The sequence below is a fragment of the Mucilaginibacter sp. P2_A5 genome, from assembly GCF_056404995.1.
The window spans coordinates 76970-95161 of the sequence record NZ_JBFUCY010000013.1 but is presented as its reverse complement, the minus strand read 5'-3'; the positions used below and the strand labels follow the sequence as shown (position 1 = coordinate 95161).

Here is an 18192-nt window from a genome sequence, read left to right as displayed (position 1 = left end):
TATTTAATGAGCACTCATAATAGTTTCGACGAGCAATTTGTGTTTACCGGTAAGGTAAAGACATTGAGCCTTGCTGCGATAGCAGTGGGGGTTGTAACCATAATTGCCGGATTTTTAACAAATGGTGAACGTACCTTTGCAAACTTATTGCTAATGGGTTATTACTTTGCCTGTGTTTGTATGGCCGGTGTGTTTTTCTGTGCATTGCAGTATGTTGCGCAGGCTGGCTGGTCGGCATCATTAATCCGCATACCGCAGGCATTCGCAAAAACGTTACCAATAGCAGCTGCGATATTGCTTGGTATTGTAGTAGCAGGTTTATTTATAACGCATACTACCGAAATTGAAGGCAAGGAGGTTGTTGCACCTTATTTATATAAGTTGTGGGCAATAGCCGGTGTTGAGATAAAAGGCAATGCTAATTTTGATCCTATCATAGCCGGAAAGCACGTATTTTTAAACAAAGGGTTCTTTTTAACCCGTATGGTGGTTTTCATGGGAAGCTATGCCATTTTTGGTAACCTGCTGGTGAAATATTCAGAAGGTGAAGATGAACTGGGCGGTATGTTTTACTACAAAAAGAGTTTTACTATCTCTTGTTTGTTCCTGGTAATATTTGGTTTCACTACACCGATATTTGCTTTTGATACTATCATGTCGTTAGAAGCACATTGGTTTTCTACCATGTTTGGCTGGTACAATTTTGCAGCCATGTGGGTTAGCTGTTTAGCAATTATTACTTTAACAATCATTTATTTAAGGCAAAGCGGTTACATGCGGTGGATTACGCAAGATCACCTGCATAACCTGGGCCAGCTGATGTTTGGTTTCTCTATCTTCTGGACTTACGTATGGTTTGCACAGTTCCTGTTGATCTACTATGCCAACATTCCCGAAGAGACGGTTTATTTTGTACGCAGATGGGAGCCTGAATTTAAACCATGGTTCTGGTTAAATATTGTAATTAACTTTTTAGCGCCGTTGTTGATCATCATGTCGCGTGATTCAAAACGTACTACCCAGGTGTTAAAGGTTACTTGCTTTGTTTTAATCATCGGTCACTGGTTAGATTATTTCCAGATGGTAATGCCGGGCACCGTTGGCCCAACATCACACTGGTATACCGAGATCCTTTGGATCGAAGCAGGGGTGGCTATTGGCTTTGCGGGTTTGTTTGTATTTTTGACGATGAACGCGTTAAGCAAGTTCAAATCAATAATACCTAAGAAACACCCTTTCCTGCAGGAGAGTCTTCATCATCACATATAATAATTGTTATTTTTGCATCAAATACAGAATACCAAACAAACATTAAAATGGCATTCAAAAAATTAATAAATTCTAAAACCATACTATCGTTTTTTGCGGCGTTTATGCTTTTTGGCACAAACCTGCTGATGGCGCAAACTCCGGCTGCCGCAGCCGGTACAGGCGAAGATGCCAACCAGGTTGACTGGACGGGCGTTGCCTATTATGTGCTGATATTTTTTCTGATATGCCTTGGTGTAGCTGTAATAGGTAAAATTTTAAAGATCTATGATCTTTCCCTTAAAATTCAAGGTAAAAAAGGTTTAAAGTGGAACAATGTGATGGGCGTTATTTGCCTTATATTCCTTATAGCAGGTATATACGGCTCCTATTGGTCATTTACTGTTCAGGGCAGCATGACATTGCCCGAATCTGCATCTATCCACGGGGTAAAAATTGACGAAATGTTCACGGTTACTACTATTTTAACCATGATCGTGTTTTTTATTACCCAGATTTTGTTGTTTGGCTTCCTGTTTCAATATCGCCACTCCGACAAACGCCGCGCGCACTTTTTGCCACACAACAACACCATTGAAAAAGTATGGACAATTGTACCTGCTATAGTGCTTACTATCCTGGTGGTGTTTGGTTTCTTTACCTGGCAGAAGATTATGGATGATACCGATGCCAAAGGCGAGGTAGCTTCAATAAACATTGATATTACCGGCCACCAGTTTGCGTGGGAATTACGTTACCCTGGTAAAGATGGTAAATTAGGGCCTAAGAGATTTAACTTAACGACCGCAGCAAACAAACTAGGCGTTGATTTTACCAAGAAAAGCAGCTTTGATGATTTATCAGCCGATACCATGTATTTGCCGGTAAACAGGGCGATAAAATTAAACATACAGGCACAGGATGTAATCCATAGTGTTTATATGCCACACTTCAGGGTTCAGTTAAACGCCGTACCGGGATTACCAACCTACTTTAAGTTTACCCCAACTATTACTACTTCAGAAATGCGTCACAGGCTTGATGACCCGAAATTTGAATATATAGTATACTGTAATAAAATATGTGGTGGCGGTCACTACAACATGCAAAAAGTTGTACGTGTAGTTTCTGAAGCCGAATACCTGGAGTGGTTGTCGCGCCAAAAACCTTATTTAACCGATGGCTTAAAAAAGGAATTGCATTTCGCTGATGCGGAGCCGCAAAAAGCAGTGTCACAAAACAGGTTAGCGTTAAATAATTAATATAAGATAAAAGAGCGATTATGTCAACAGTAGCAGTTCACGATCACGTAGTAGCACACCACGACGAGCACGGTCACGAACATCACCATAACGAAACTTTCGTGTCTAAATACATATTTAGCATGGATCACAAAATGATCGCCAAGCAATTCCTTATTACAGGTATTACTATGGCGGTTATCGCAATGATATTATCCATCCTTTTCAGGATTCAACTGGCTTATCCAGATAAAACATTCCCATTATTAACTACATTACTGGGTCACTTTGCACCTAACGGACGTATAAGTACTGAGTTTTACCTGTCGTTGGTTACCATTCACGGTACCATCATGGTGTTCTTTGTATTAACAGCCGGCTTAAGTGGTACTTTTGCCAACTTATTAATTCCATTGCAGGTTGGTGCGCGTGATATGGCTTCGCCGTTCATGAACATGCTATCGTACTGGTTCTTCTTCATGGCCAGCGTAATTATGTTATCGTCGTTTTTTGTTCAAAGCGGCCCCGCAAGTGGTGGCTGGACAATTTATCCGCCGCTATCAGCATTGCCAAAAGCTATGCCTGGCTCGGGTATGGGTATGACGTTGTGGTTAATCAGCATGGTGCTGTTTGTGGCGTCCTCATTAATGGGTGGTATCAACTACGTAAGTACCATATTAAATATGCGTACAAAAGGGATGGACCTTTGGAAGATGCCTTTAACTGTATGGGCTTTATTCCTTACCGCTATATTGGGTATCCTTGCATTCCCCGTGCTTGTTGCAGGTGTGGTGTTGCTGATATTTGACCGTAGCTTTGGTACCAGCTTCTATTTATCTGATATTGTATTAAACGGTGTGCAACAACCTTATGAAGGTGGTAGCCCAATCCTGTTCCAGCACTTATTCTGGTTCCTGGGCCACCCCGAGGTGTATATCGTAATTATGCCTGCGATGGGTATTTCATCCGAGGTTATGTCAGTAAACTCACGCAAACCAATCTTTGGTTACCATGCAATGGTTTACTCATTAATCGGTATCACTGTATTATCGTTCATCGTATGGGGCCACCACATGTTTGTAACCGGTATGAACCCGTTCCTGGGTGGTGTGTTCATGATCACTACATTGATTATCGCGGTGCCATCGGCAGTAAAAACATTTAACTGGCTGGCTACACTCTGGCGTGGTAACATCAGGTTTACGCCTGCCATGTTGTTCGCCATCGGGATGGTGTCATTCTTTATCTCTGGTGGTTTAACAGGTATCTTCCTGGGTAACGCTGCTTTGGATATCAACCTGCACGATACTTATTTTGTTGTTGCCCACTTCCACCTGGTAATGGGTTCGGCAGCTATATTTGGTATGCTTGCTGGTGTTTATCACTGGTTCCCTAAAATGTTTGGCAGGCTGATGGACGAAAAGTTGGGTTACCTGCACTTCTGGTTAACATTCATTGGCGCTTACCTGGTATTCTTCCCAATGCACTTTATGGGTTTGGATGGCGTGCCTCGCCGCTATTACGCGTTCACCGAGTTTGTTTCTATGCAAAAATGGTTAACTATAAATACATTTATTACATGGGCGGCTATTATGGCAGCCTTGGCGCAGGTGGCTTTCATATATAACTTTATCGTATCGATATTTGCAGGTAAAAAAACTACTCAAAACCCATGGGAGTCAAATACCCTGGAGTGGACAACACCTGTTGAGCATTTACACGGTAACTGGCCGGGCGAAATTCCAACTGTTTACCGTTGGCCATATGATTACAGCAAGCCTGGCGCCGAAGAGGATTTTATCCCTCAAACGGTTCCTTTCTCTCAAACAATGAGTTCAAACTTACCTCATGATTTTGAAGATAACCCGGCTGGCATGGATGAGTTAATTAAGTTTAATGCCCTGCCGAAAACACAAGACGGCGAGGAGCCAAAAATATCTTAATACTGATCTGATCTTTTAGGGTACCGTGTTAAGTCTTAAGTCGGGAGTCTTAAGTTCTCAGTAAAACTCAGAACTCAAGACTTAAAACTTCCGACTTGACGAGGTACCCTAAATTTTTAGAAAATATTTTAAATGAATACAGCCGCACCCAACAAACGTTTTCAAAAAACAGGCCTCATAACAATCGTTTTACTTTTTGTTTTGATACTTGCGGGCGGAGTTGTACGTAGTTCGGGGTCGGGAATGGGATGCCCCGATTGGCCTAAATGTTTCGGCCGTTATATCCCGCCAACAAGCAGTGCCGATTTGCCTAAAGATTATAAGCAAACCTACGTTGAAAAACGTTTGGCCAAAAACCAGCGCTTTGCCAAAACATTGGATGTATTTGGTTACAGCGAATTGGCCCGCAGAATTCGTGAGGACAGATCGATCCTGGTACCCGAAGAATTTAACGCCGGGAAAACCTGGACCGAGTATGTGAACCGGTTAATCGGCGCTGTATCGGGGATATTTTTGCTGCTATCGGCCATTTATTCATTGGGATATTGGAAAATTGATAAAAAAATAACCGTACTAAGCATATTAAATTTAATACTGGTTGTTTTGCAGGCCTGGCTTGGCTCTATCGTTGTATCAACCAACCTGGTGGCCTGGATAGTTACTGTGCACATGTTGCTGGCGCTGGCTATACTTGCCATATGTATTTATACTTACCATTTGGCCCGCGTTTATGGCAACAGTAAATTAAATACAAGCCCGGTTATTTACATTATAACATTGGCGGCATTGGTGTTAAGTGTTTTGCAGATAACATTTGGTACCGAAGTACGCGAGAAAATAGACGCGGTTGCGGCTCATTTTCAGGGCGGTTATCGTAATAACTGGATAAAAAGTGCCGGGGAGGTTTTTACGCACCACCGGGATATGGCCATTTTAGTGTTTGTTATCAATGTAGTATTATATGCATTGGTTCGCAAGCAATTTAACAGGCATTCCATCCATCAGCAGTTAATGAGTTTTAACTTTTTGATGATCATGCTGCAAATAGTTACCGGTATCCTGCTGTCCTATTCGGCATTACCGCCCGTGGCGCAGGCGGCACATATTTTATTGGCAAGTTTGATTTTTGGAGCACAGTTTTATTTGCTGTTGAATTTATATAAGGCGGTTAATGTTAGGGGGCTAAGCAAATGAAATGGAGTGATTATTCGAAACTGATTAAATTAAGGCTTACCTTTTTGGTTACTTTTTCGGCCTCGATATCGTTTTTGATAGGCAGTAAAGCCAATGGGCATATTGATTGGATCAATTGGGTAAAGTTAATCATCGGTGGTTTTTTAGTGACGTCAGCCGCTAATGGTTTTAATGAGATCATCGAAAAAGATCTGGATAAATTGATGAAGCGGACGATGGATCGTCCGTTGCCGTCTGGAAAAATGACCAACGGGCAGGCATTGGTATTAAGCCTGGGTATGGGTATGGCTGGTACATATCTGTTGGGCAGCTTAAATCTGCTTACAGGCTTACTGTCGGTATTTTCGATATTGCTGTACGCGTTTGCTTATACGCCGCTAAAACGTAAATCGCCTATCGCGGTGTTTGTAGGCGCTATACCAGGTGCATTGCCGCCACTTATTGGTTATGTAGCCGCTCACGGTAAAATAGATACTATTGCTTTAATATTGTTCGGTATCCAGTTTGTATGGCAGTTTCCGCACTTTTGGGCCATTGCGTGGGTGCTGGATGATGATTACAAGCTGGCTGGTTTCAGGCTGTTGCCTACGGGGAACCGTAATTTAGGAAGTGCGGTAATTACCTTTATATTTACACTGATATTGGTACCGGTAAGTTTATTGCCAACTATTTACCACTATGGCGGTTATTATGTTGGGGCAGTATCATTAGTGTGCAGTGTGATTTTTTTATACCAGGCTTATAACCTGTTGCGTACACAGCAAATAGAGGCGGCCCGTAAATTGATGTTCGGCTCGTTTATGTATTTGCCCATAGTACAGTTAATGTTTTTATTTGATTTTATAGGAAAGTGAAAGTATGATGGCTTCGATTCAAAAAAATCCTGACAGGCTTGACCTGGAACCTAAAAAATTTAACATGTGGATTTTTATATTCACATCGTTTATGTTTTTTGCGGCCTTAACCAGCGGGTTTATTGTTTATAGTGGTGGTAAAGGGCACGGGCTAAATGTTATTATGCCGGCCGCCTTCCTTTACAGCACGGTAATTATAGTGCTTAGCAGCGGCACATTGTTTTTAGCATCTCAGGCGGCAAAAGGCCTGCAAATTGCAAAGCAGCGCGCTTTTTTATGGCTTACATTTGCATTGGGCGTAGCATTTTTTGCCATGCAGGTTTACGCCATGTACATACTTACCTACAAAATGCAGGTTTACTTTGTAAACGACAATGCATCACGTTCGTTTGTTTATGTGTTTGCAGGCGCACATTTGGCACACATATTTGCAGCAATAGTTTTGCTATTAAATACACTTACAGGTGCATACAAGAACATTCCGCAGGTACGTAACCTATATAAAATGCAAATGACTTCTATTTTTTGGCATTTTCTCGGAATTATATGGATTTATCTGTATGTTTTTTTACTTTTGAACCAAAATTAACACACCATTATTTAAGTACAAATGAGTACAACAGTATCACAAATTGATGAAATAAAAACAACTCCGTGGTCTGGAGGGAGGTCTCCCTTCAATGTTGAGTACGGAAAAATTATGATGTGGTTTTTTCTCCTTTCGGATGCATTTACCTTTTCGTCATTACTAATTTCTTACGGCTCGTTGCGTTTCAGCGCAAGTACATGGCCTGCGGCAGATAAAGTTTTCCAATCAGTACCAGGGTTAGTTGATAGCGGTTGGCCGTTAGTGTTCGTGGGTATAATGACCTTTATACTCATCATGAGTTCGGTTACCATGGTATTGGCAGTAGAGGCCGGCCATCGTAACTCTAAAAAAGAAGTAATCTGGTGGATGATAGGCACCATCATTGGCGGCTTTATGTTCCTGGGTTGCCAGGCATTGGAGTGGGGCCACTTACATCACGAAGGTTTTTGGTGGGGAAGCATACCCGGACCCGAAGAACTGAAGCATTTATTTAACGGCGGTACCGAAGCAGCACAGAAAATGACTGCCCAGGAGTTTGCTAACCTGTTTTTTACTATCACAGGTTTCCACGGTTTCCACGTATTTACGGGTGTTATCATCAATATCATTATTACCGTTAACGTATTATTAGGCACCTACGAGAAACGGGGCAGCTATTTAATGGTTGAAAAAGTGGGTCTTTACTGGCACTTTGTAGACCTTGTTTGGGTATTTGTGTTTACCTTCTTTTACTTAGTTTAAAAAGATTTATATATGTCAACAGAATCACACGAAGTTCACCACGAAGGTGGTGATCACGAAACAATGACCAAGGGAAGGATTTGGAAAATATTTTTCATTTTGCTTGCCATTACAACAATAGAGTTTATTATAGCATTGGTGTTGGTACCCAAGGGTTTGATGCCAATACGTTTTGCTAACCCTGTTTACATTGTATTAACCCTGCTTAAAGCATTTTACATCGTTGCTTACTTTATGCACTTAAAGTTCGAAAAGCTTGGTTTGGCTTTAGCAATTATTGTCCCAATTTTATTTATAATCGGCTTAATCCTGGTGCTTACTAACGAAAGCCACCACTGGATTGATCTTCGGGGTTAATGAAAGCTACCATCTGGAAAAAAATTACAGTCCTGGTGCTCATATTAGCAGTACCAGGATTTTTGTATTATTTACTAACCGCTAAAGGCAAAAACAGGTATAAACCGCTTGCTCATTTTGGCCCAAAACAGGTAGCTAAAACAAGCCACAGGTTTCACGGCAAGGATATTCCCGATACCAATTACTATCAACTGCCCTCATTTAAACTGACCGGCCAGGATGGTAAACCCTTTACAGAAGCCAACCTTAAAGGAAAGATATTTGTAGCAAGTTTTTTTTATACCCATTGCCCCACCGTTTGCGGTACCATCAATAATAACTTAAGTTACCTGGTAGGTACTTACTGGAAAAACAAAATGGTGTATTTTACATCAATCACGGTTGACCCCGACCGGGATACACCGGATGTTTTAAAAAAATACCTGCAAAGCTTTAAGCCCGAATCAAACCGCTGGGTGTTTTTAACAGGCGACACGGCATCGGTATACAACCTGGCCCGCAAAGGTTTTTTGGTTGATGCAGTACAAACAGGCAAAGACGATTTTATATACAGCGATAAGCTGATCCTCATTGACCAGGACAAGCATATCCGGGGCTACTACTCGGGCGCCAATACAAATGACGTAAACCGCCTGAACGACGAAATAAAAGTGCTGATAGCCGAAGAACTGCGCAAAGTTGATAAAGCCTTATATTAACAGATATGACCGATAAATTTATACTCCGTTTTGTAGCAGCCGTTACCATATTTGTAATAGCCGTAGTTGTTGTGTTAAACAGGCACCTTATTCCCGGGCCGGCAGTCGCGCCAGCATTTACACCATACCTGCCTATGCTTAACGCAGTACTTAACGGCACCTGTACCGTGCTTTTATTGCTATCGTTATACTTTATTAAGCAGGGTAATATAACAGTGCATAAAAGGCTTAATATCCTTACGTTTTGTTTGTCGTCAACATTCCTGTTGTCCTATATCCTGTTTCATTACCTGATGCGCCATGATACCTTATATGGCGATGCCAATTTTGACGGCATCCTGTCCGATTCGGAGCATGCCCAGGTTGGCGGGATGCGTACCCTGTACCTTGCTATCTTGACGCCACACATCATATTGGCCGCTGGAGTATTGCCACTGATATTACTAAGCTTTTATCGCGGCCTGCAAATGCAGGTAGAAAAACACCGCAAACTTGTACGCTGGACATTCCCAATATGGTTGTTTGTGACTGTAACAGGAGTTATAGTTTATTTTATGATAAAACCGTATTACCAGTTTTAAGGGAAGATATAGTCCAGTGTGCTTATTGGGGCGATGCCTTTGGCCCGGGCTGTCCATTCATACGCCTGCAGGCGTTGCGCTCGTGGCCGGTATCCATTTCCATCCCTATCGCGTTTTTCTGAACCCGAATTGCTTATCGAATTAACCGAATTAAAGAATTTTAAAATTCTGAAAATTCTTTAATTCGGTTAATTCCATGAATTTCGGTTCAGACAACATCTATCTTCCTAAGCATACAATACCATTTATCCCAATTTATTACTTAAATTTGCCTTCATGAAACGGGTTTCAAAAATTATTCTTTTCGTAATAGCCCTTGGGCTAATGGTGGGCTTAAAGCAGCCTGTAAAGGCCCAGTGCGCGCAATGTGCTGCAACTGTAGAAACCAATACTAAAAGTGGCGGTAACGCCGCTAAAGGCCTTAATAAAGGCATCCTGTTTTTACTGGGCGCGCCGTATTTTGTGGTTGCCGTTGGAGGTTATGTATGGTACAAAAAATACCGCCGCAAAAACGTAAACCTGAACGATATGCATCGCGAAAGGCTTAACCTTAATTAACATACAGAAAAAGATCGTCATTGCGAGGTACGAAGCAATCCCCGATATGCATGGTGATGTGCATGTAGGGGATTGCTTCGTACCTCGCAATGACGGAGAAATGTGTTAGGATAGTAATAAAACAAAGAAGGCTTTACGTTAACAATCCACCTATCACCCACTATGCCCGAAACGCCAAAATCATGGGCTATGCTCAACTGTAAATGCCCGCGTTGCCGTAGGGGCGATATGTTCCAGGGCGGGCCGTATAGTTTTTCAAACAAAATAAATTTAAACTGCCCGCATTGTAACCTGTACTTTGAAATTGAGCCCGGCTATTTTTACGCGGCCATGTATGTAAGTTACGCGCTTAATGTGCTGGAGGCGCTGGGCCTTGCCTGGCTTACTTATTTGGTAACACACAATTCCGATTCGCCCTGGTTGTACCTTGGTGTACTAATAGGGGGCTGCATTTTACTGGCACCTATAAATTTCAGATATTCGCGGGTACTGTTGTTGTATTGGTTATCGCCAAAGATACATTACCAGGCTTATTTAGATACCGATGATTTACCAGGAAAGTCTTGATTTTTTAAAAGATCTGGCCGATAACAATAACCGCGAGTGGTTTTCGGCCCACAAAGAACGCTACGATGCCGCACGTGAAAACGTGATTGATTTTACAGGCCAGCTACTTACCAAACTGCAAAAGATAGACCCGGCCATTGACGAAACCATGGATGCCAAAAAAAGGGTGATGCGTATTTATCGCGACATCCGTTTCAGCAAAAACAAAACACCTTATAAAAACAATTTCGGGGTAAGTATCCCATCCGGTGGTTCAAGAGGCGGAACTGTTGAATTTTATTTACAAATTCAGCCGGGCAATTCTTTTATAGGCGGTGGTTACTGGATGCCCGAGGCTCCCCACCTGAAAGTTATCCGCCAGGAAATTGATTATAATGCTTCGGAGTTGAAGAATATTATTGACGATAAGGAGTTTGTAAAGCTATTTGGTGATTTCAGAAAACAAGAACAGCTAAAGTCTGTTCCTCGTGAATATAGCGCCGAAAACGAAAACATCGACCTGCTTAAACTAAAAAGTTTTGTAGCCTGGCATAAAATAACCGACGAGGAAATAACTGCAGAAGGCGCCGTGCAATTGGTAGCCGACATTTGCAGCAAAATATACCCCTTGAATGTTTTTCTGAAGAATGCGCTTGCGTAACAATACCACTTAATACCTGTTTTATGAAAATCAAATATCTTTTATTAGCCGCAATTTTTTGTACGGTATTCAATTCATGTAAAATATTATCGCCAAAAGAGTATAAATCATTAGTTGCACAGCGCGATTCGTTGAATACCCGTACGGGTAACCTGGAAGAAGAGCTTTCGCGCCTGCAAAACGATACCGCGCGCCTGCACCGCCAGATTAACGATTTGCGCGACAATAACAACGCCCTGAATAACAACCTGGACGTTACATCAACCAAAGCAAACCAACTGGCCGCCGATTTGCAAAAACGCGAGGCACGTTTAAAAGAGGTAGAAGAGATTCTTAAAAAACGCGACGAGGCTACCAACGCGTTAAAAAACAAATTGCAAAAAGCATTATTGGGCTTTCAGCAAAGCGGCTTAACGGTTGATATTCGTAACGGGAAGGTATATGTATCGCTTACAGATAAACTATTGTTTCCGTCAGGGAGTATCATTATTGATGACAAAGGAAAAGAGGCCCTAAAACAACTGGCAGCTGTACTGAATAAAGAACCAGACATCAACATGGCGGTTGAAGGCCATACCGACGATAAAAAAGTAAAAAATCTTGGCCAGATAAAAGATAACTGGGATTTGAGCGTGCTGCGCGCAACATCAGTAACCCGCTACCTTACCGAAGTGGAAATGGTTGACCCGCACCGCCTCACCGCTACGGGCAAAGGAGAATTTCAACCTATTGATACAGCAAATACCGACGAAGCCCGCACCAAAAACCGTAGGATTGAAATTGTACTCACCCCAAAGCTGGATGAACTTTACAACCTGATAAGCAAATAAATAAAAAAGCTACCGCTGCCGCGGGTTTTCAACCCGTGGTGGACATAGGTTCAGCTTTCAGCTGAAATTAGGCTAAAGTAAATGAGCAACTGGAAGTTTGCGTTAGGGATAGCAGCGGATACCGGCCAAGTGAATAAAGCCTGTGTAGTATGAGCGGATAGCACGGCCGCAGGCAACGCCCTGATCATAAAAAAACTACTCCATCTCTTCCATCAGTGTATTAAAAATCACAAACTTTTCATCAAACTTTTGCTGATGGTCGGCCTGAAGCTTATGCAGGTGGTTCATATAGTATTGCTGAAATTGACCAATGCTATCGGCATTGTACTGGATGCAGTACGTAACCCCCTCGTTTGGAGAATCGATGACCCTTAAAATGCGGTGTGAGCTAAAATTCCCGGTAGCCATTACGGCGGGGATATGGATAGTTTTCATGTAATGAAGCCATTCGTCATGGATAGCTTCGTCCAATATTATGGTATCGTTGTATATAATCATAGGGCGAATTTAGTTAATTAGGTTGATTGGTTGATTAGGTTAAGTGGTTGATTGGGTTGATTAGGTGAGTAGTTGATTGGGTTGATTAGCGATAGCGTGGTTTAACTGGTTAACCGTTCTAACTTAATCAACCATTCACCTAATCAACCGCTCACCAACCTAAGACTCCGTTTTATCTCCTCTAAGCAACCTAAACCTTTTACGTGCTTCGTTGATCCAGAGGCTGCCGGGGTAATCGGTGATGATTTTTTGGTACCAGGTTTTGGCATTGGTTTTATCGTCGAGGTGGTTTTCGTAAATATCGCCCAGCATAAAAACCGCATCATCGGCCCAAAGCTCGGTAGGGTGGTCGTTATAAATTTTTTTGAGCAGCGGCACCGCGTCATTATAGTTTTTTTGCTGAATGAAAATGCGCGATTTGGCCATCAGTATATCGTCGCTGAGGCTGTTGCCCGGAAATTTTTTGTCGATGCTATCCAGGGTCATTAAAGCTTTTTCTGGTTGCCCTGCAAAAATCAGCAGATCGGCCCGGGCATAAACTTTCAAAGCGTTGCCGGCGCTATCCGCCGCCGTATTGTCGTTTATCAGCAATAGTAAATTTAAGGCATCATTGGCTATAAGCTGCGATGTGGCAGCCTTTAATATATCAAGCTGGCCCTTAGCCCAGGTAAAATCGCCGGTATAGTAAGCCATTTTAGCGTTGCGAAATTTGGCATCCTGTGCAATATTTGTATTCCGAAAATCTTTTTCGACCTGGCTGTATAACAGCGTAGCCTCCCATGGCAAATTGTTCAACATGTAAACATCGCCCAGGTCAAGTTTGCAGCCCGCCAATAATTCGGTACGGATGTTGGGGATGGCTACCGCGCTTTCCAGTAGTTTTTGGGCATCATTAAGCTTATGAAGCTTAAAAGCTTGCAAGTTGGCCAGCTTTTGCATGGCAAAAACAGTGTTGTTGTTACGGCCAAATTCGGTAAGCAAGGCCATATAATCCTGTTCAAGGCCCTGCAAATCTGCGGGGAGGTATTTACCGGTGGTAATTTTTAAGTTTTTGGTATTGATGAGTTCAATCTTAGCCGGGATATAGAGCGGGTTGCTTACCCCTTTGGCAATAATATATTCGTAACCGCGAATGGCGGCATCATAAGCCTCGTTGTTGGTAAGCGTATGGCATAGCTCGTAAATATTATTGCCATCATCATTTTGCCTGCGGCTAAGCGCCAGCGCCTGGTTAAGGGCCAGGTCGTACTCCTTTTGCTGTATATATTGCCAGGTTAGCAACTCTATATAAATGGTTTGCTGCGGATCTTTTTGAATTCGCCTTAACAGTGCCGCCTTAAGCAGGTCATAATCTGCAGCACCCTCAAACACGGTGGCAAAATTGGTCTCGGCCTGGGTAATAAAGCTTGGGTTGGCCGGCAAAAAGTTAAGGTACTCATCGGTAAGCGAAACCTTATCGCGCTTAAAACGATAAAGGTTTATCAGTTCATAGGTAAAAGCTGCATCATTTTTAAGCAGTTTGCGGCCTTGTGTAAATATTTTTATAGCATAATCAATGTTGGCGTTTTGATAAAACTGGTTGGCCAGGTTAGCAATTTCCATCTGGTCGGCAGGCAGGTTTTTCAGCAGGTCGTCATATATGCTGTTTGCTTTATCAAGCTTGCCCTGCTGGGTGTAAATGGCCCCCAGCATAACCTGGTACTGGTTTACATCGGGATGCTTACGCTGTAATTTTTTGGTGATGCTTTCGGCCTCATCAAATTTTTTGAGGCTTAACAGGATATTTATGTAGTAGGAATAATAAGTTTCGTTGTTTTGCTTGAATAGCTTTTGATAAATTTCAAGCGCTTTTTGGGTTTCGCCATTGGCATTATATTGCATAGCCAATTGAAGCTCGTTATCCTGTGCAAACAGGGTGCATGTACCCAGCAAAACAAAAATAATAATTGCAAATAAAACCCTCATCCGATCAAAAATAGGTAATTAATACGAATGACCCGGCCATTTTTAGTTAATATCCGTATAAAGGTTATACAGGGTAAAATTGTAGTGACATTTTGATAACGTTAACTAATTTTCTCTAATTTGACCTGATTAATAAAATGGCATAAGCAAATATGTTGGGGCGCTTGAGGATTTTTCTTTTTATTGTATTTTTCACAGTTATATGCTCATGCAAAGAACATATAAAGCAAATTCCACTTGCCGATTTTTTTAAAACTCCTGAGAAAATCTTTTTTAAAATATCTCCCGATGGTAAGTACTTAGCATACTTAAAGCCATACAAGGATAAGCAAAACCTGTTCATTCAATCGCTGGCGGATGGTACCGAACATATGGAAACATCGTTTGAGGATTATCCTGTAAGCGGCTGGTATTTTTGGACCTATAATAATCGACTGGTTTTTTACCAGGATATTGTGGCAAACGATGGGTTTAAAATGTACGCGCTTGATATATCAACACATAAAATACGTACCGTGCTCTCGCTCGAAAAAGTGAAAGTAAACCTGATTAACCGCAATAGGCAACAGCCGGACATTATCACCATCAGGATGAACAAGCGCGATCCGGCCAATTTTGATATCTATCGTCTGAATATTAAAACAGGAGAGCTGTCACCTTATCTCATAAACCCGGGCAATATAACCGAATGGTTTCCGGATGCCGATGGTAAAATCCGGCTGGTAAAATCGTCAGATGGGGTAGACGAAACTATTTTATACAGACCCGATGATAACGCGCCTTTTAAACCAATTATTCAAAACAATTTTAAAAACTCGGTAAGGCCAATTGCTTTTACCGGTGTCAAAAATTTTTTTTATGCCCTATCAAATGTAAACAGGGATAAAATGGCGCTGGTTGAAATTAATGCCGAAGACGGAAAAGAGCAGCGCACCATTTTTAGCAACAGCAATGCCGATTTGATGTATGTAGAATATTACAAAAACAAGCACCGGCTTGAGTTTGCCAGTTGGGACGAAGCTAAGCCACGCAAATATTTTTTATCGGCCGATATCCGGAACATTTACAATAAGCTGCAGGAGTTGTTGAAAGGCAATGAAGTAAGGGTTGTTGACCGGGATAGTTCGGAAAACAAATTTATTTTATACACTTATACAGATCGCAGCCCGGGTACTTATTATTTGTATGAGGCCAATACCCGTAAATTAATAAAACTAGGCGATACCAATCCTTCGCTGGTTCCGGCTGAGTTATGCGCTATGCAGCCTATAGCGTACAAAGCAAGTGACGGCTTAACTATAAATGGTTATTTAACAATGCCATTGGGGAATAAAAAAACCAATTTGCCAGTAGTAGTGATGCCGCATGATGGCCCCTGGGCTCGCGATACCTGGGGGTACGATGAACAGGTACAGTTTTTGGCCAATAGGGGGTACGCGGTTTTCCAGATGAACTACCGTGGATCTACCGGGTATGGTAAGGCCTTTAAGCGCGCGGGCTATAAGCAGGTAGGCGGTAAAATACAGGATGATATAACCGACGGGGTACACTGGCTGATTGATAAAAAAATAGCTAACCCCAAAAAGATAGCCATTTTTGGCGGTCGCTTTGGCGGCTTCTCGGCTTTGTATGGCATATCGTTCCATCCCGAATTATATAATTGCGCGGTTGTGCAATATGGGCTCATCAACTTTTTTACTTACATTAAAGATGCGCCACCATTTTTTAAGCCGTATTTAAAAATGACCTATGAAATGGTTGGCAACCCCGAAACTGATGCGGATCATCTGCGGGCTATTTCGCCGGTGTTTCATACCGATAAAATTAAGGTGCCTTTGATTATTTTCCAGGGTGCTAAAGACCAACGTGCCAACATTAGCGAACTCAACCAGTTTGTGCACGAATTACGCAAGCATAATGTGGATGTAAAATATTTTTTGAAACCCAATGAACGCGCTTTTTTCAGGAGTGAGCGCAATCGCTTTGAAATGTATAACGAGATAGAAAAATTCCTGGATAACAATATGAGGGTTAAACCATAACGGTTATGCCAGCACAAAAAACTGCTTACCGGAAAAACTTTTTGTTGATCATCATATTCCTGGTGCTCATATCCATAACGTTTGTGGTGGCGCTTTTTATATCATACAGCCTTACGTCTAAATACGTTGAAAACGAGTTTTCGTCAAAAAAGGTAGATGTGCTGGAGCAAACCTTAAAGCCATACTACGATTTTTTCCAGAATAAGATCCCCGAGATACAATTTTACGGTGGCTTTTTGGATTCCGTTTCGGCCCGTAAATATGCTTCAACGGTTTTTAAAGAATACCGGTTTGTAAAAAAGATTATTTTTTATGATGTGCAGATAGGTACCCGGAAGCCAGTGGTGCCGCGTGCCAATAACCTGGATATCTCGGTAAAAGCAGTTTACCTGTACGGTCATGGAAAAGGTAAAATATGGGGCGCAAGGCAACAGCATATCGGCGATGAATCGGATTTTACCGCGATGGCGTCTAAATTGCGTAACTATATTGCCTTTTCGGATACGGCTCGCCTGCCCAGCCAGGATGAGATGTATAAAACCTTCTGGGATGTAAAGCCTAATAAAATAACCTATACCAATACTTTACGCCCCCTTGATGTTAAAAACTATCGCGAGTTGCTGAGGGGCAAAACGGTATCGGAACCGTATAAACAAAATATGATGACTTTTTATCTTGAGCCGCTTTTGCTCAGGGTGAAAAATACGCATCCCGAACTTTACCAAAATGTATCTATACAGCCGGTTGTGTATGATCCTATTGATAGCGACGGGAACAAATTGATAACAGAAATACCTTTCGGTGCTTTTTCTGATTATAAACTGTTCTTTAGCTCTGAGCAAGGATACCTAACCGCCGAAACTAACCGCCGCTTTATGCCTATCGGGGCTGCGGTATTGGTTATAACGCTTTTTTTGGTGGCCATAGGCTGGCTTATTTATCGTAACCTGAACGTAAATATTAAGCTGTTTAAGCTGCAATATGATTTTATAAACAACTTTACCCATGAGTTTAAAACACCGGTGAGTGTTATAAAAATTGCCGGTTCAAATTTAAAGGGCGATGGTGAGCTTACCGAGCGGCAACGTAAACATTATGGAAAAATTTTGGATGAAGAGGCAGATAAGCTAAACGATTTGATGAACAAGTTGTTATCATTCACCCAGTTGGAAAATAAATCGATCAATATTAAGAAAGAAGAAATTGTTGTGGCCGATTTTGTGGAGCGCTATATTGATACTTTTAAAATTAAATATCCTGATTTTAAGCTGAATTATACCACTAACGGGGTAAATACTTTTTATACCGATCCCGTGCTTTTGGGCAGTGTTTTTCAAAACCTGATAGAGAATGCCTATAAATATTCGCACCCCAAAAGAAAGGAACTCAACATCAACATTATACAAAAAAAGGGCAACATCATGTTCTCTTTTATAGATAAGGGGATAGGGATCCCCAGGAATGAACAACACCATGTATTTAAAAAATTTTACAGGATTGAGAACCAATATAACCAAAACGGAAGCGTAGGTTTGGGTTTGGCATTCTGTAAAGAACTGGTTAATTTTATGGACGGCGAGATAACGGTGAACAGTAAAATTAATGAGGGATCGGAATTTATAGTTACGCTTCCAAACGAAAATTAA

General features: G+C 41.7%; 18 protein-coding genes. 16 read left to right on the top strand and 2 right to left on the bottom strand.

Translation table 11 applies throughout. The annotated features are described in order from the left end of the window. Window positions 1-6: 6 nt before the first annotated feature. The 14 genes from AC1DXF_RS13065 (at window position 7) to AC1DXF_RS13000 (ending at window position 12041) form a co-directional block, all read left to right on the top strand. Window positions 7-1269, top strand: coding sequence for a quinol:cytochrome C oxidoreductase (locus AC1DXF_RS13065; RefSeq protein WP_477449180.1), 1263 nt, complete (start codon window positions 7-9; stop codon window positions 1267-1269). A 47-nt stretch (window positions 1270-1316) separates the two neighbouring features. Beyond that, the gene (locus tag AC1DXF_RS13060; RefSeq protein WP_477449179.1) at window positions 1317-2510 is read left to right on the top strand and encodes a cytochrome c oxidase subunit II; all 1194 of its coding nucleotides are present in this window, start codon (window positions 1317-1319) and stop codon (window positions 2508-2510) included. A 20-nt stretch (window positions 2511-2530) separates the two neighbouring features. Next, entirely contained in the window at window positions 2531-4432 is a 1902-nt protein-coding gene (locus AC1DXF_RS13055; RefSeq protein ID WP_477449178.1) for a cytochrome c oxidase subunit I, read from the top strand. A 132-nt stretch (window positions 4433-4564) separates the two neighbouring features. Further along, a complete protein-coding gene (locus AC1DXF_RS13050) occupies window positions 4565-5626 on the top strand; it encodes a COX15/CtaA family protein (RefSeq protein ID WP_477449177.1) in 1062 nt (353 codons plus the stop codon). Beyond that, the gene (gene cyoE / locus AC1DXF_RS13045; protein WP_477449176.1) at window positions 5623-6480 is read left to right on the top strand and encodes a heme o synthase; all 858 of its coding nucleotides are present in this window, start codon (window positions 5623-5625) and stop codon (window positions 6478-6480) included. Before AC1DXF_RS13050 ends, cyoE begins: the two co-directional genes overlap by 4 nt. 4 nt (window positions 6481-6484) lie before the next feature. Further along, the gene (locus AC1DXF_RS13040; protein WP_477449175.1) at window positions 6485-7069 is read left to right on the top strand and encodes a cytochrome c oxidase subunit 3; all 585 of its coding nucleotides are present in this window, start codon (window positions 6485-6487) and stop codon (window positions 7067-7069) included. A 21-nt stretch (window positions 7070-7090) separates the two neighbouring features. After that, a complete protein-coding gene (locus AC1DXF_RS13035; RefSeq protein ID WP_477449174.1) occupies window positions 7091-7810 on the top strand; it encodes a cytochrome c oxidase subunit 3 in 720 nt (239 codons plus the stop codon). A gap of 12 nt (window positions 7811-7822) precedes the next feature. Beyond that, on the top strand, window positions 7823-8167 hold the full coding sequence (locus tag AC1DXF_RS13030; protein ID WP_477449173.1) for a cytochrome C oxidase subunit IV family protein: 345 nt from the start codon (window positions 7823-7825) through the stop codon (window positions 8165-8167). After that, window positions 8167-8865, top strand: coding sequence for an SCO family protein (locus AC1DXF_RS13025; RefSeq protein WP_477449172.1), 699 nt, complete (start codon window positions 8167-8169; stop codon window positions 8863-8865). The genes AC1DXF_RS13030 and AC1DXF_RS13025 overlap by 1 nt, the downstream gene beginning before the upstream one ends. A 5-nt stretch (window positions 8866-8870) precedes the next feature. Next, window positions 8871-9446, top strand: a complete 576-nt coding sequence (locus tag AC1DXF_RS13020) for a DUF420 domain-containing protein (RefSeq protein WP_477449171.1) — start codon at window positions 8871-8873, stop codon at window positions 9444-9446. Window positions 9447-9722: 276 nt separating this feature from the next. After that, window positions 9723-10004: a hypothetical protein gene (locus AC1DXF_RS13015; RefSeq protein WP_477449170.1), complete on the top strand. Its 282-nt coding sequence runs from the start codon at window positions 9723-9725 to the stop codon at window positions 10002-10004. 162 nt (window positions 10005-10166) lie between these two features. After that, window positions 10167-10571 carry a DUF983 domain-containing protein gene (locus AC1DXF_RS13010; RefSeq protein WP_477449169.1) on the top strand — a complete coding sequence of 135 codons (405 nt, stop codon included), beginning with the start codon at window positions 10167-10169 and terminating at the stop codon, window positions 10569-10571. Next, window positions 10549-11211 carry a DUF2461 domain-containing protein gene (locus tag AC1DXF_RS13005; RefSeq protein WP_477449168.1) on the top strand — a complete coding sequence of 221 codons (663 nt, stop codon included), beginning with the start codon at window positions 10549-10551 and terminating at the stop codon, window positions 11209-11211. The genes AC1DXF_RS13010 and AC1DXF_RS13005 overlap by 23 nt, the downstream gene beginning before the upstream one ends. A 23-nt stretch (window positions 11212-11234) precedes the next feature. Continuing rightward, entirely contained in the window at window positions 11235-12041 is an 807-nt protein-coding gene (locus tag AC1DXF_RS13000; protein ID WP_477449167.1) for an OmpA/MotB family protein, read from the top strand. A gap of 195 nt (window positions 12042-12236) precedes the next feature. On the opposite strand, the gene AC1DXF_RS12995 is transcribed toward AC1DXF_RS13000, so the two are convergent. Both AC1DXF_RS12995 and AC1DXF_RS12990 read right to left on the bottom strand, forming a co-directional pair. After that, window positions 12237-12539: a DUF4286 family protein gene (locus AC1DXF_RS12995; protein ID WP_477449166.1), complete on the bottom strand. Its 303-nt coding sequence runs from the start codon at window positions 12537-12539 to the stop codon at window positions 12237-12239. Window positions 12540-12698: 159 nt separating this feature from the next. Then, window positions 12699-14504 (bottom strand): tetratricopeptide repeat protein, encoded by a 1806-nt coding sequence (locus AC1DXF_RS12990; protein WP_477449165.1) that lies wholly within the window; start codon window positions 14502-14504, stop codon window positions 12699-12701. A 164-nt stretch (window positions 14505-14668) separates the two neighbouring features. On the opposite strand from AC1DXF_RS12990, the gene AC1DXF_RS12985 reads away from it, so the two are divergent. Continuing rightward, window positions 14669-16546 carry a S9 family peptidase gene (locus AC1DXF_RS12985; protein WP_477449164.1) on the top strand — a complete coding sequence of 626 codons (1878 nt, stop codon included), beginning with the start codon at window positions 14669-14671 and terminating at the stop codon, window positions 16544-16546. A 5-nt stretch (window positions 16547-16551) separates the two neighbouring features. Beyond that, on the top strand, window positions 16552-18192 hold the full coding sequence (locus tag AC1DXF_RS12980; protein WP_477449163.1) for a sensor histidine kinase: 1641 nt from the start codon (window positions 16552-16554) through the stop codon (window positions 18190-18192).